Raw genomic sequence first — 14080 nt, forward strand, 5'->3', positions numbered from 1 at the left:
AATTTGCCATTTTATATTTACATCATAAGAAAGGATTTTTATGCTAATAGTGCAAAAATACGGCGGCACAAGCGTTGGAACGCTTGAGAGGATACAAGAAGTAGCTAAACGCGTAATTGAGAGCAAAAACGCAGGACATAGCTTAGTGGTGATAGTATCGGCTATGAGCGGGGTTACAAATCGCTTGATAGAATATGCTGAGTTTTTTAGTAAAAACGCGCCACAAAGCAAGGATATGGATATGCTTTTAAGTGCTGGTGAGCGCATAACTAGCTCGCTTTTATCCATAGCTTTAAACACAATGGGATATAAAGCAATAGCCATGAGCGGGCGCAATGCCGGTATAATCACCGATGCAAGTGCTACAAAAGCGCGCATAAAACGCATACACACAAAAAATATCCAAACAGCCCTAGATGATGATAAAATCGTAGTAATCGCTGGTTTTCAAGGCGTAAATGAAGATGGCGAGGTAACTACTCTTGGGCGTGGCGGCTCAGATCTTTCAGCAGTGGCAGTTGCGGGGGCTTTAAAGGCTGATTTATGCGAAATTTACACCGATGTAGATGGGGTTTATACAACCGACCCAAGAATCGAACCAAAGGCCAAAAAGCTAGATAAAATCAGCTATGATGAGATGTTAGAGCTAGCTAGTATGGGTGCTAAGGTATTGCAAAATCGTAGCGTAGAGCTAGCCAAAAAACTAAATGTAAATTTAATTACCCGTTCAAGCTTTAATCACAATGAAGGCACACTAATTACAGGAGAAAATAATATGCAAAATATGGAAGATGTAGTAATAAGCGGTATCGCATTAGACAAAAATCAAGCGCGCGTAACCTTGCGTGGTGTAGTAGATAAGCCAGGCGTAGCAGCTGAGATATTTAGTAAATTAGCAAGCAAAAATATAAATGTAGATATGATTATCCAAAATACCAGCAAGGCTGATGGTACCACAACGCTAGGCTTTACCGTGCCAGAAAACGAAATGGATCTAGCAAAGCAAGTAGTAGATGGCTTAGCATCTAGTGTAGAAATCGAAGCTGATATAGTAAAGGTTAGCATAGTTGGCGTTGGTATGAAAAGCCATAGCGGTGTAGCTAGCAAGGCATTTAGCACTTTAGCAAATGAAGGCATAAATATAGAAATGATCTCTACAAGCGAGATTAAAATTTCTATCATCGTAGCCGCAAAATACGGCGAACTAGCCGTGCGCGCCCTACACAATGCCTATGAGCTTGATGCGTGATGAATCTAAGCAATTGGACCCTTGATGCTATTAGAAGCAGTGATTTTGATGGCATCACAATGAAATGGCTAGAAGAGCGCCGCAGCGAATGGGTAGGACTTTTAGGACTTCGTTTGCGGTATTTTTTAAATGGCGCTAGTTTTGTGCTAATTTGCGATGAAGAGCGCGAATGGTTTGAAAAATATTTTTTGCTAAATATTAATAAAGCTAACCTTGCGCGCCCGTTTTTGCCGTTTATATCATTACATTCGCTATATCCACGCATCAATGAGATAAATATCAAAGACGAACTAGCACTTTTACAAGATATGCTAAGCATTAGTTTTCCAAATGGCTATATGTATTTTTATGTAGGCAAGGGCAGCTCAAAGCTATCTTTAATCGCTAAAAGTAGCAATAATAGCTATATGTGGCTTTTTGATGAGCAAGCACAAAATAGCTTTTATCTAAACTCGCAAGATAATTTTTTAGACATCAAACTCTTATCACTTTTTAAGCTTTTTGATAAAAGTTTAAGTGAAATTTTACTTGGACGCGTAAGTTTATAATGCGCTCTAAAATTATAATATCAAACGATTTTGATGCGATTAAAGATGAATTAAGCAAGCAAGCGGGCGAAAATTTAAAAATTTTTGATTTTGGAGCCCAAGCTACAATAGACAACGCAAAAGAAATCATAGCCCAAGCTTATATTGCTGAATATAGCCAAAAAGTCGTGGCGATTTTTGCTTTAAAATTTGGCGTGGAATTTCAAAATGCCTTATTAAAAATCCTTGAAGAACCGCCAAAAAATATTATTTTTGTGATAGTATCGCCAGCTAAAAATTTATTACTCCCAACCGTGCGTTCAAGGCTAATGCTCCAAACCCGCAAAAGCCCACAAATACGCATCCAAACAGGGCTAAACCTAGCCAGGCTTGATTTTAAAAGCGCATATAATTTCATAGAGCGCATAAGCGCACTTGAAAAAAGCGGAGAATACGGCAAAAACGAGCTTTTAAGCCTTTTAAAAAGCATAATAATTGAAGCCTTACAAAGCGGATTAAAATTTAACCAAAGCGATTTAGAATACTTTAATAAACTCTACATCCTCTGCGCTACAAACACCAAAATAGCAAATATCCTAACGCCATTATTACTTTTAATCTTACAAAAGCAAAAATAATCAAAGGCAAAAAATGAAAATTTTTAAAATTTCAAACACTAGCGATTTTAGCGAGCTTTGTGGCATTATAAAACCGCAAAAACACGGCCAAGAAATAATGAAAACAAAGGCCAAATTAAATTATATTTTTTTAAAAAACATTAAAAATCCAGCCGCAAATATCTTAAAACAAGACGCGCTTTCAATCGGCGCGGAGCTAGTTAGCACGCATAGCGCGATTTTAGGCGGAGCAGATGAAAATAACGCGCTTTTAATAGCAAACGACAAACAACTCGCCCTACTTGCCAAAAAAGAAAAAATACAAGATTTTAAGCTTAAAGAATTGGCTAACTTTTTAGATGAATATCTTAAACAAAATAACGCGCCAAAACCTGAAATTATGGGCGTTTTAAATTTTAATGATGATAGTTTTTATGAATCTAGTCGCACTAAAACAAGCGAACTTTTAAGCAAATGCGAACAAATGATAAATGATGGCGCAACTTATATAGACATAGGCGCTGTTAGCTCGCGGCCAGGTAGCGTATATATCGGCGCAGAGGCTGAGTTTGCTCGCATTAAACCTATAATTGATTTGCTTTACCAAGAAAAAATTTTTGAGCGCGTAAAGCTCAGCCTTGATAGCTTTGATGAAAAATGCCTAAATTACGCCTTAGAGCGCGGATTTGGCTTGGTTAATGATATAAGTGCTGATTTAAACCTGGCAAATCTAGCAAAAAAGCACGGCGCAAGTTATTGCTTGATGCATAAAATCGGCCAGCCAGAAAATATGCAAGAAAATATAGAGCAAAAATCACGCGGGCGCGATATATTAGAGATTGTTGATGAGTTTTTTGCCCTTAATCTTGCCAAATTGAAGCAAATGGGCATAAAAAATATAATCTTAGACATTGGCATAGGTTTTGGCAAGAGCGCGCACGAAAATATGGTGCTAATCAAGCATTTGGAGCATTTTTTGCGCTTTAATTATCCTTTGCTAGTTGGCGCAAGCCGTAAAAGCGTGATAAATGCGTATTTTCCAAGCTCTCCGTCTTGGCGCCTAGCAGGCTCGCTATTTTTACACCAGCAAGCTGTCCAAAACGGCGCAAGCATAATCCGCACGCACGATGTATATGAACACGCCCAAACCTTTGCCATGCAAACTGCCTTAAATAAAATCACCTTTTAAAAACTATAAAAATTGAAATTTTAAAATTTTCATACAAGGAGAAAAAATGAAAAAACTTATTTTAGTTGCGCTAATTTTAAGTGCTGTGCTTTTGGCAAATGATGTTGATGACGCAACAAAGGCATATGACAAAAGAGATTATCAAAAAGCAGCAAAGCTTTACCAAAAAGCCTGCGATAGTGGAGATGTCAGGGGTTGCACTATGCTTGCGACTTTATATGAAGAAGGCCAAGGCGTAAAAAAAGATTATCAAAAAGCAAGCGAATTTTACCAAATGGCTTGCGATGGTGAAGTGCCTGAGGCCTGCTATAATCTAGGCGTTATGTATATGCAATGGCAAGATTATAAAAAAGCAAAAGATCTTTACGCAAAAGCCTGCGATGGTGGAAATGCCAGGGGTTGCAATAATCTTGGGTTTTTATACGCAAACGCACAGGGTGTGAGGCAAGATTTTCAAAAGGCAAGCGAATTATGGCAAAAAGCCTGCGATGGTGAATATGCCAAGGCTTGCTTTAATATCGGTCTTTCATATATAAAAGGTCAAGGCGCAAGACAAAATATAAATCAAGCCATAAATTTCTTTCGCAAAACTTGTGATTTAGGCGAGCAAATGGGCTGTGAAGCTTATATGATGCTAAATAAATAAGTAAAATTTTAAAATTTTAAACCTCGCTAGCATGGGGCTTAGATGCAAAAGTTTGGCTTATTTTAGAAATTCAAAAAATTAAAATTTTACAAAATTTTAAAATTTCGCTAGTTTATGGCTTAAACAGTAGCTAAAATTTTGGCATAATTTTGAATTTAAAATTTTCATACAAGGAGAAAAAATGAAAAAACTTATTTTAGCTGCGCTAATTTTAAGCGCCGGGCTTTTGGCTGATGATTTTGATGACGCAGACAAGGCATATAAAGCAGGTGATTATCAAAAAGCAGCAAAGCTTTTCCAAAAAGCCTGCGATGGTGGGAATGCCGGGGGTTGCAATAATCTTGGGTTTTTATACGCAAACGCACAGGGTGTGAGGCAAGATTATCAAAAAGCGAGCGAGCTTTTCCAAAAAGCCTGCGATGGTGGAGTGGCCGTGAGTTGCGGTGCGCTTGGGTTGTTATACGCAAACGCACAGGGTGTGAGGCAAGATTTTCAAAAAGCAAGAGAGCTTTACCAAAAAGCCTGCGATGGTGGAGAGGCCTTGGGTTGCTCTAATCTTGGAGTTTTATATTATAACGGCCAAGGCCTAAGGCAAGATTATCAAAAAGCGAGCGAGCTTTACAAAAAAGCCTGCGATGGTGGAGATGCCAAGGGTTGCTATAATCTTGGAGTTTTATATGAAAATGGCCAAGGCCTAAGGCAAGATAAAAGCTATGCCAAAGAATATTTTGGCAAAGCTTGCGATTTAGGCGATCAACTGGGCTGTGATGACTACAAAAAACTAAACGAGCAAGGCTATTAAGATAATTTGCTAAATTTTAAGTAGCGAAATTTTAAAAAATTTTAAAATTTGGCTACTGCATTATGATTTAGTAAATTTTAAGTAGGCAAATTTTAAAAAATTTAAAATTTTAAATCTCTTATTTTAAAGCACTAAATAAAATTTTAAAATTCCCAACAAACCAAAAAGCCCAAATTTTCAGCCTTTCAAGCTAGGCTCATTCTAGCGTGTTTTGGCATTGTTAAAATTTTATCCAAAAGCTTAAAAAGTGATAAGAGTTTTAAGCTAATCTCACTCTCTCACGCCGGAGCATTGGGCTTTTAATTCATCTAAATTTTCTAAAAAATAATGCCAAAATGGAAAGGATTTACATTGAGCTGGGCGCAATTCATAAATGCTACAATTTTTGCGCTTTGTATCAAAAAACACGCAAGCATAGCCATTTTCAAAGGGCTTTTCAATCAAACTATAACGCCCGTTAATTTTAATCATAAAAGCATTTTTTAGCCTATCTTTACTAAGCCCAAAATACCTAGCAAGCGCTGAAATTTCAGCTTCATTTATCCATATAAAGCCACTTTGTCCCACGCAGCACTTACCACCGCAGCTCTTACAGGCATTTTCGTCAAAACTAAAAGGATAGTTAGGATTTTTTATCATTTTTTAGCCTTAAATTTTATTTAGCTAAGAGTTTATTATAAAAAAGATTGAAAAAGATTGAAATTTGTACTTAAAATTTTAATACAAAACCTTGGCATCTTACAAATTTTAAATCCGCAAAATGCCAAAATTTTATATTTTAAAGCTATTCTTTTGGTGCTACCATATCCTCAGGCACCACCCATTTATCAAATTCCTCTGCGCTTAACTTGCCTGATTTTATGGCCTCTTCGCGTAAGGTTGTGCCGTTGTGATGTGCTGCTTTTGCGATATAGGCTGCATTTTGATAGCCTATGTGCGGATTTAGCGCCGTTACTAGCATTAAGCTTTCATGCATTAATTTAGCAATTCTTGCCTCATTAGCTTCTATGCCATAAGCACAATGCTCATCAAAGCTGATTATTACATCGCTTAATAGCCTTATGCTTTGTAATAAATTATAAGCAATTACTGGCTTAAACACATTTAATTCAAAATTTCCCTGACTTGCGCCAAATGCCACGCTTGCGTGATTGCCAGCTATTTGAACTGCTACCATCGTAACAGCTTCGCATTGAGTTGGATTTACTTTGCCTGGCATTATTGAGCTACCTGGCTCGTTTTCAGGTATGCTTAGCTCGCCTATTCCACATCTTGGCCCGCTTGCTAGCCATCTTATATCATTTGCGATTTTCATTAAATTTGCGCCCAAGCCATTTAGCGCACCGCTTAAAAATACCTCCCCATCGTGGCTTGTTAGGCCGTGAAATTTATTAGGGTGTGATTTAAAAGCAAACTCAGTTTTAGTTAGCACGCTTAATTCATCGCTTACCATTTGGCTAAATCTAGGATGAGAGTTCAATCCAGTGCCAACAGCCGTGCCACCTATTGCAAGCTCTACTAAAAACGGCATACTCGCAAGGATTTGCGCCTTGCTAGCTTTTAGCATATGCGCATAGCCACTAAATTCTTGCCCAAGAGTAAGTGGCGTAGCATCTTGTAAATGCGTGCGGCCGATTTTTACGATTTTGGCAAAATCTTTACTTTTTTTATTTAAGGTCTGCTCTAAACGCTCAATCGCTGGCAAAAGCTGCTTTTGTAGCTCTAAAACAAAGGCAATTCTCATAGCAGTTGGGTAAGTATCATTTGAGCTTTGGCCTTTATTTACATCATCATTTGGATGCACAAAAAATGGCGCATCAGCCCTTAGGGCTGCTTTATCTCTAAAATCACCGCCAAGTATTTCTATGGCGCGATTTGCTATAACTTCATTCATATTCATATTGCTTTGCGTGCCTGAGCCGGTTTGCCATACTACTAGCGGGAAATTCCCAGCTAATTTACCCTCTACAATCTCATCGCAAGCCTTAGCTATGGCATTTGTGCGCTCATCGCTTAAACGCCCTAGTTTGTTATTTACCTTAGCGCAAGCCTTTTTAAGATAAGCAAAAGCAGTGATTATCTCATCTGGCATTTTTTCAATGCCGATTTTAAAATTTTCAAAACTTCTTTGCGTTTGTGCTGCCCAATATTTATCATTAGGAACTTTAATCTCGCCCATTGTGTCTTTTTCTATGCGAAAATCCATCTTTTCTCCCTTTTTGGAAATTTTAAAATGGCGCAATTATACAAAATAAAGCTAAATTTTAATAAAAATTTGCCTAAAAAAGCGTTTAAAATTTAGCTATAATTTGCGCTTAATTTTTCACCGAGCCAACAATGCAAAAAGTAAATATAAATGATTTGGGTTTGTTTGTAAGTCAGTATGTTAAGGCACTTTATGCTAGCGGTGCGTATATTTCGCGCGTTAATCGCTGCACGCAACGCTTAGTTAGAGCATATGGCTATGAAATTAGTTTAAATTATTTTTACAATAACATAGCCTTTACAATCAGCGATCCACAAAACCGCTCTAATAAAGAAACCATGGTCTTTTCAAATGATCCTGTGCAAATAGACTTGCGCTTGCTTAGTGATTTAAGCGCGCTTAGCTGGGAGATTCACGATAATTTAGTCCCGCTTAGCAAGGCATTTGAATACTTAAATCGCTTGAAAATCCCGCGCAAACGATTAAAATTTATAGAATTTTTCATCATCGCCTTAGCTTTTGGCGCGTTTTGTAAGGTTTTTGGCGGAGATTTTAATTCTTGCTTGCTTACTGCTATTTCAGCATTTCTTGGTGCTTATTTGCGCCATTTTTGTGTGCTTAAAAAAATCGATCCACGCATTTGGCATTTATTTTTAGCCTTTTTTTCATCGTCCTTGCTAGCACTTGGGGCGCAAATTTTACCCACTCAAACCTTGCATATTGGATTAGCCACAAGCACGCTGTATCTTATACCTGGGATATTTTTCTTAAACTCAATGATTGATATTTTAGATTATCATGTTTTAGTTGGCATTAGCAGGTTTGTTAATGTTTTTATTTTAATTACTTGTATGGCAATAGGCGTTTATATCACGCTTATGGTTTTTGGGATAGGAATTTTGCCATGATGATGATTTTAAGCGATATTATTTTTGCTGGCATTGCTGGGCTTGGGTTTGCTTATGTGGCGCGCCCGCCATTTCGCACCCTTATAATTAGTGCTGTTTTGGCTGGCTTGGGGCATGGGTTTCGCACTATTTTAGTTGAAATTTATCATTTTGAAATGCTAGCTTTTGCTACATTTTTGGCGGCATTTTTGGTTGGTTTATTAGCACTTTTATGCTCTAAATACCTAAAAACACCATCTGAAATTATTAGCTTTCCTGCTTTATTGCCGATGATACCAGGCGTTTATGCTTATAAAACAATCTTATTTTTAATAGCTTTTTTAAATAGCCACGATGAAAATGCGCGCTTGCTTTATTTAAAGGATTTTTTTGAGCATTTTTTTACCACGCTTTCAGTAACGGCAGCTCTTGGTGTTGGAGCTTCTAGTGTGTTATTGCTTTTTGTAGAGCAAAGCTTTAAACTAACAAGATATAGCAAACTTTTTAAAATCAAATAGCTTTTAAAATTTTAAAAAATTTTACATTAAATTAAATTTTATGCTTTTAAATAAACTTATGCTATACTAAAAGCCTTAATCAAACTTGAAAATCAAAAGGGATAATTTGAATAGTGATTTAAAACTAATTTATATTTTGCCTAATCTTTTCACCGCTGCGTCTGCATTTTTAGGCGTTATTAGTATTTTTGCGGCTGTAAGAGCCGAGTATGATGTGGCTATAATTTACATTGTATTTTCATTGATTTGTGATGGGCTTGATGGCAGAGTAGCAAGGCTAACAAAAACCACTTCAAAATTTGGCGTGGAGTTTGATAGCTTAGCAGATATTATAGCCTTTGGCGTGGCTCCGGCGGTGTTGTTTTATTATAGCATTGGGCAAAGTTTTGGGCGACTTGGTAGCCTTGTGGCCGCGCTTTTTGTGGTATTTGGAGCAATTAGGCTGGCTAGGTTTAATGTAACTAGCCAAAATACAGAGCCAAATGTATTTATAGGCTTGCCCATACCATCAGCTGCTATAACTGCGGCCTTTTGGATAGGCGTTTATCAACATTATGCGATTTTTAGGGGCTTTGAGAGTGTTATATTGGTTTTAATGCTGGTTTTATCGGTGTTAATGGTATCGAATGTGCGCTTTCCTAGCTTTAAAAAAATCAGCTTTGAAAGAGCAAATTTTCTAAGGCTTTTAATATCGCTTTTATTAGTTTTTTCTCTATTATATTTATACCCGCTTGAAAGCGCGTGCGCTTTGATTAGTGTTTATATTTTTTATGGTATAATCCGCGGTTTTTGGGCGAGATTTTTTGCCAAAAATATTAAGCTTAAAGCCAAAAACGAGATAAAAAATGATTAAAATTTTAATTAAAAATTTATTATATTTGCTGGGCTGATGCCCATTATCACTAACTTTATCTCAAAATCAAAATTTTAAAATAAGGACAAAACAATGGATAAAAATCACATAATCATCTTTGATACTACCTTGCGCGATGGCGAGCAAAGCCCTGGCGCATCAATGAATACAGAAGAAAAAATCCAAATAGCCTTACAGCTTGAACGGCTTGGAGTTGATGTTATAGAAAGCGGTTTTGCAGCAGCTAGTGCTGGAGATTTTGATGCTATAAATCAAATCGCAAAACAAGTAGATAATATCTGCGTAGCAAGCTTAGCTAGGGCATTAGAGCGCGATATAAAAGCAGCGGGTGAGGCCATAATGCCAGCAAAAAATAAACGCATTCACACCTTTATTGCTACAAGCCCCATTCATATGGAGCATAAATTAAAAATGAAAAGCGATGAAGTAATTAAAAAAGCCGTAGAGGCTGTAAAGTATGCTAGAACTTTTGTTGATGATGTGGAGTTTAGCTGTGAGGATGCTGGGCGAAGCGATGTGGAGTTTTTAAAAGAAATTTGCGATGCTGTTGTAAGTGCTGGTGCTAGCACGATAAATCTACCAGATACCGTTGGCTTTCGTTTGCCAAGCGAACTTTATGAAAGAATGAAAGCAATGGTTGATTTTTTGGGCGATAGAGCCATACTCTCAGCCCACAATCACAACGATCTAGGGCTTGCCGTAGCAAATACCTTAGAGTGCATTAAAGCAGGCGCAAGGCAGGTTGAATGCACTATAAATGGACTTGGCGAACGCGCTGGCAATGCTGCGCTTGAAGAAATTGTAATGGCGATAAAAACACGCCAAGATGCGCTAGGGCCATTATATACAAATATTATAAGCAAAGAAATTTACGCCACGAGTCGCTTAGTCGCTAGCATTACAGGCATAGAACCACAGCCAAATAAAGCAATAGTAGGCAAAAACGCCTTCGCACATGAAAGTGGCATTCATCAAGACGGCGTGCTAAAATGCGCACAAACCTACGAAATAATCAGCGCAGAAGATATAGGCGCAAGCAAAACAAACTTAGTCTTAGGCAAACACAGCGGACGCCACGCCTTTAAAGATCGCTTAATTACTCTTGGTTTTGATTTAAGCGAGGACGAGCTAAACTCCGCATTTAGCGAGTTTAAAGCACTTTGCGATAAGAAAAAAGAAATTTTTGATGAAGATTTACGCGCACTTGTAAGCGAAGAAATCACCAAAATCCCTGAAATTTACAGCATCATAACACTTAGCAGCTCAGCTTGTAATAATGGCCACACAAGCGCAGCCATTAGCATACGCAAAATGCTAGAAAATGGCGAAGAAATCATACTTAGCGATGCGGCACTAGGACACGGGACAATAGATGCGATCTTTAAAGCCATCGATAGAATTAGCAACTCGGCAGGCGAGCTAAAAGACTACAAAGTAGCAGCCATAAGCAAGGGCAAGGACGCGCTAGCAAAGGTTGATGTGAAAGTAAAATTTGGCCAGCAAACAGTTATTGGGCATGGCTTAGATATAGATACAATGCTAGCTAGCGCAAAGGCCTATATAGCCGCGCTTAATAGCTATTTGAGTATGAAGGTATAAATTAAAATTTATTCATAAATACATTAAAAATTAGCGGGGCAATAACCCCGCTTTAAATTTTAAACACCCTTAAACTTACATCTTAATAAAAAAACGCAAGCCAAAAATGCCACTTTGCTTTAAAGTGGCAAGCATTAAAATTTATATTAATAATCCAAAACCGGGCGTGGGGTTTCATCTGTGCTAGGTGGCAAGATAGGATAAATTATTTGTGGCATTTGGCCTGTTAGGGATTTTAAAAATGTGATAATGCTTTTTGCTTCGCTATCGCTGATATTAATGCCAAGCTGAACGCTACCCATAGCTTTTATGGCATCATTTAGCGTCCAAATCGCGCCATTGTGAAAATACGGAGCTGTGTATTCTACATTGCGAAGAGTTGGGGTTCTTACCATTCCATTTGCATCGCCTTTAAAATCGCCTACATTAGCAAACTCATATTTACCAGCCACTTCAAAAGCTTGCATAGTCCCGCCTAAAATCGCTCCCGTATGACAGGCTATACAACCCTTATCTATAAAAACGCCAAGGCCTGCTTTTTCTTCTTTGCTTAGGGCATTTAAATCGCCGTTTAAAAATTTATCAAAACGAGATGGAGTTATAAGAGTGCGCTCAAATGTAGCAATCGCATCTGCTGCATTATCAAAACTAATACCATCTTTATAAATTTTATTAAATTCTTTTACATATTGTGGGATTGATTTTAAGCGACTTTCGATTAGTTCAGGTGTGCTAGCCATTTCAGGCTCTGCTGTCAAAGGGCCTTTTGCTTGATCTACTAAATCGCTAGCGCGTCCGTCCCAAAATTGCGCTGTATTTAATATAGCATTATAAACACTTGGCGCATTTACATGGTGTGGGTTTGGCGTCCATTTATGGCCTGTTGAAGCTGGTATGCCATCTACTCCGCCAAGGCCTAAATTATGACAGGTATTACAGCTAATCAAAGAACTTTTTGAAAGGCGTGGATCAAAATATAATTTTTTGCCTAGTTCTGCTTTTTCTTTACTATACACATTTGCTTTTACGCCACTTTTGCTTAGCTCGGCTTCTATTGCTTTTTGCGTAGTTGGCAAAGGCATTAAACCTGCATCTTTTGCTGATTGTAATAATTCGGCATCACTCATAGCAAACACAGAGCTTGCTAAAACAGTACTTAATATAAGTGATTTTTTCATTGTTTCTCCTTTTGTTAAAGTTGGTAAATTTTAAGCGTTATTTTTATAGCTCACGCTATGCCTTGGTAAATTTTAAATATCAAGGCAAATTTTAATCAAAACACTAAAAGATCATAAACTAATCAATCTTAAACGCTTTCATTATATCGCTTAATTCTTGTGCTACTTTTTGCATGGCTTGTAATTGGACTGCGTTTTCTTGCATATCTTTTTTGGTTTCTTGCGAGGTGATATCGATATTTTCTATATTTTTGGCTAATTTACTCATTGATTCTACGCCTTTTTGTGCCATTACAGCGGCATTGCCTGCTTTTTGGGTAGAATCATTTGAACTTTCATAAATATCTACAAGCATATCAGCTACTTTATTAGATAATTCATAGCCTTCTTGAACCTTTGGCGCGCCAGATTTTATTAGAGTAACTGTGTTTTGCGTTTCTTCTTGGATTTGTTTTATGGTGTTTGCTATTTCATCAGTAGCTGTGCCTGTGCGCTCGGCTAGGTTTCGTATTTCATCAGCTACCACCGCAAAACCGCGCCCGTGCGTGCCAGCTCTTGCAGCCTCAATAGCAGCATTTAAGGCCAAAAGATTTGTTTGGTCTGTAATCTCAGCTATTAGCTCAGCAGCTCCGCTAATTTCTTTTGCTTTTTCTTCAAGCAATAAAATTTGCTCTACTTGCTTTGCCACATTTGCATTGATTTCTTGCATTTTTTGGGCTACTTCTTCGCTATCTTCTTTGCCTTCATTACATATTTGCGTGGCTTTTTGGGAATTAGTGCGGGTGTCATTTGTCATTTGCATGATTTCATTTGTCCCGCTTACTACGCCTTGGACTATTTTAGTTGAAAATGAGGTGATTTTGCTTTGCTCATCTACGCTAATGCTTACTTTATCAAAAGTTTTAATCAATTCGTTTGTGCGCTCGCCTATGGTGTTTGAAGCGTTTCTTATTAAGATGGTGATTTGTTTTAATTTGTCTTTCATACTAATTGCATCAGCTAAAATGCTACGCGGATATTTGCTTACATCATCTTTGCTTAAATTACCACTAGCTACTTCTTTTATAACCTTGCTTACTTCATTTGGCTCGCCACCTAAGGCACTCACGATGCCACGCGCTGTAAATAGCGTAATAATCACAGCTATTAATATAGCAATCCCAGCAAGCACTAGCATAATTGTTACGAAGTTATTTACCACAAGCATAACCTGCTTTGTTAAATTATTATTAGCTTCTTCTTGGTAATCAATAAATTCATTGATAATTTTTAGCCATAAGCTAAAATCGCTTGCTACTTCATTAAGCAGTAATTTTTTCGCCTCATCTACTTGCCAAGATTGTTTTAATTGTATGATTTTTTTATAGCCTGCGTTTGTTTTATTTGCTATTTGATTTAAGCGCCCTAAAATCGCTCTTTCTTCATTATTAAAAAGGGCTGAGTCTTTTAGCATTTCATTCATATTCGCACTAGCAGCATTATAAAAATCCTCTAAACGCTTTATATCATCTAATGCTGCTTGCAATCTCGCCTCATCATCTAAAAGCACGACATCACGCACGCTTATTGCTCTATCATGGACGCTACCACGAAAATTTATAGCATAGCGTTGCTTTTTGGCATTTATATCATTCATTGTTTGCAAACGCGATTTAGCAAAATTCATTTGCACTATGCCCATAACAACCAAAATAATCATCAAAAAAATAACCGCCCCAAAACCAAGACCGATTTTACTAGATAGCTTTAAGTGCTCAAACACGATTTATCCTTGAAATTTTAATGGCG

At 37.5% G+C, this 14080-nt stretch carries 14 protein-coding genes; 10 read left to right on the forward strand and 4 right to left on the reverse strand.

What is annotated here, in order from left to right; genetic code table 11:
- Positions 1–40: 40 nt before the first annotated feature.
- From CINF_RS04950 to CINF_RS04975, 6 genes are all read left to right on the forward strand, one after another.
- The gene (locus CINF_RS04950) at positions 41–1249 is read left to right on the forward strand and encodes an aspartate kinase (RefSeq protein WP_178695310.1); all 1209 of its coding nucleotides are present in this window, start codon (positions 41–43) and stop codon (positions 1247–1249) included.
- Entirely contained in the window at positions 1246–1797 is a 552-nt protein-coding gene (locus CINF_RS04955; protein ID WP_240156094.1) for a HobA family DNA replication regulator, read from the forward strand. Before CINF_RS04950 ends, CINF_RS04955 begins: the two co-directional genes overlap by 4 nt.
- Positions 1797–2414: a DNA polymerase III subunit delta' gene (locus tag CINF_RS04960; RefSeq protein ID WP_179974705.1), complete on the forward strand. Its 618-nt coding sequence runs from the start codon at positions 1797–1799 to the stop codon at positions 2412–2414. The genes CINF_RS04955 and CINF_RS04960 overlap by 1 nt, the downstream gene beginning before the upstream one ends.
- A 13-nt stretch (positions 2415–2427) precedes the next feature.
- A complete protein-coding gene (gene folP / locus CINF_RS04965; RefSeq protein WP_179974706.1) occupies positions 2428–3582 on the forward strand; it encodes a dihydropteroate synthase in 1155 nt (384 codons plus the stop codon).
- A gap of 46 nt (positions 3583–3628) precedes the next feature.
- Complete coding sequence (locus tag CINF_RS04970) at positions 3629–4228, forward strand: tetratricopeptide repeat protein (protein WP_179974707.1); 600 nt, start codon at positions 3629–3631, stop codon at positions 4226–4228.
- A 181-nt stretch (positions 4229–4409) separates the two neighbouring features.
- Positions 4410–5030, forward strand: coding sequence for a tetratricopeptide repeat protein (locus tag CINF_RS04975; RefSeq protein ID WP_179974708.1), 621 nt, complete (start codon positions 4410–4412; stop codon positions 5028–5030).
- 270 nt (positions 5031–5300) lie between these two features.
- On the opposite strand, the gene CINF_RS04980 is transcribed toward CINF_RS04975, so the two are convergent.
- The gene (locus CINF_RS04980; RefSeq protein WP_179974709.1) at positions 5301–5669 is read right to left on the reverse strand and encodes a YkgJ family cysteine cluster protein; all 369 of its coding nucleotides are present in this window, start codon (positions 5667–5669) and stop codon (positions 5301–5303) included.
- Positions 5670–5814: 145 nt separating this feature from the next.
- Positions 5815–7236, reverse strand: coding sequence for a class II fumarate hydratase (fumC, locus tag CINF_RS04985; protein ID WP_179974710.1), 1422 nt, complete (start codon positions 7234–7236; stop codon positions 5815–5817).
- A 131-nt stretch (positions 7237–7367) separates the two neighbouring features.
- Here fumC and CINF_RS04990 point away from each other — a divergent pair, with 131 nt between their 5' ends.
- The 4 genes from CINF_RS04990 to CINF_RS05005 all read left to right on the forward strand — a co-directional run bounded on the left by CINF_RS04990 (position 7368) and on the right by CINF_RS05005 (position 11114).
- Positions 7368–8144 (forward strand): threonine/serine exporter family protein, encoded by a 777-nt coding sequence (locus tag CINF_RS04990; RefSeq protein ID WP_179974711.1) that lies wholly within the window; start codon positions 7368–7370, stop codon positions 8142–8144.
- Positions 8141–8641, forward strand: coding sequence for a threonine/serine exporter family protein (locus tag CINF_RS04995; protein WP_178695317.1), 501 nt, complete (start codon positions 8141–8143; stop codon positions 8639–8641). Before CINF_RS04990 ends, CINF_RS04995 begins: the two co-directional genes overlap by 4 nt.
- A 106-nt stretch (positions 8642–8747) precedes the next feature.
- Positions 8748–9494, forward strand: coding sequence for a CDP-diacylglycerol--serine O-phosphatidyltransferase (gene pssA, locus CINF_RS05000; RefSeq protein ID WP_179974712.1), 747 nt, complete (start codon positions 8748–8750; stop codon positions 9492–9494).
- Between the two features lie 93 nt (positions 9495–9587).
- On the forward strand, positions 9588–11114 hold the full coding sequence (locus tag CINF_RS05005; protein WP_179974713.1) for a 2-isopropylmalate synthase: 1527 nt from the start codon (positions 9588–9590) through the stop codon (positions 11112–11114).
- 146 nt (positions 11115–11260) lie between these two features.
- On the opposite strand, the gene CINF_RS05010 is transcribed toward CINF_RS05005, so the two are convergent.
- Complete coding sequence (locus CINF_RS05010) at positions 11261–12292, reverse strand: cytochrome-c peroxidase (protein ID WP_179974714.1); 1032 nt, start codon at positions 12290–12292, stop codon at positions 11261–11263.
- 118 nt (positions 12293–12410) lie between these two features.
- A complete protein-coding gene (locus CINF_RS05015; RefSeq protein WP_179974715.1) occupies positions 12411–14054 on the reverse strand; it encodes a methyl-accepting chemotaxis protein in 1644 nt (547 codons plus the stop codon).
- Positions 14055–14080 lie beyond the last annotated feature (26 nt).

Origin of the sequence: Candidatus Campylobacter infans, from assembly GCF_013416015.1 — a bacterium.
GTDB lineage: Bacteria > Campylobacterota > Campylobacteria > Campylobacterales > Campylobacteraceae > Campylobacter > Campylobacter infans.

Bases quoted from the DNA above. Each gene is read 5' to 3' on its own strand.
- CINF_RS04950 (WP_178695310.1), top strand. From the start codon at position 41: ATGCTAATAGTGCAAAAATACGGCGGCACAAGCGTTGGAACGCTTGAG.
- CINF_RS04960 (WP_179974705.1), top strand. From the start codon at position 1,797: ATGCGCTCTAAAATTATAATATCAAACGATTTTGATGCGATTAAAGAT.
- folP (WP_179974706.1), top strand. From the start codon at position 2,428: ATGAAAATTTTTAAAATTTCAAACACTAGCGATTTTAGCGAGCTTTGT.
- CINF_RS04970 (WP_179974707.1), top strand. From the start codon at position 3,629: ATGAAAAAACTTATTTTAGTTGCGCTAATTTTAAGTGCTGTGCTTTTG.
- CINF_RS04975 (WP_179974708.1), top strand. From the start codon at position 4,410: ATGAAAAAACTTATTTTAGCTGCGCTAATTTTAAGCGCCGGGCTTTTG.
- CINF_RS04980 (WP_179974709.1), bottom strand. From the start codon at position 5,669: ATGATAAAAAATCCTAACTATCCTTTTAGTTTTGACGAAAATGCCTGT.
- fumC (WP_179974710.1), bottom strand. From the start codon at position 7,236: ATGGATTTTCGCATAGAAAAAGACACAATGGGCGAGATTAAAGTTCCT.
- CINF_RS04990 (WP_179974711.1), top strand. From the start codon at position 7,368: ATGCAAAAAGTAAATATAAATGATTTGGGTTTGTTTGTAAGTCAGTAT.
- CINF_RS04995 (WP_178695317.1), top strand. From the start codon at position 8,141: ATGATGATGATTTTAAGCGATATTATTTTTGCTGGCATTGCTGGGCTT.
- CINF_RS05005 (WP_179974713.1), top strand. From the start codon at position 9,588: ATGGATAAAAATCACATAATCATCTTTGATACTACCTTGCGCGATGGC.
- CINF_RS05010 (WP_179974714.1), bottom strand. From the start codon at position 12,292: ATGAAAAAATCACTTATATTAAGTACTGTTTTAGCAAGCTCTGTGTTT.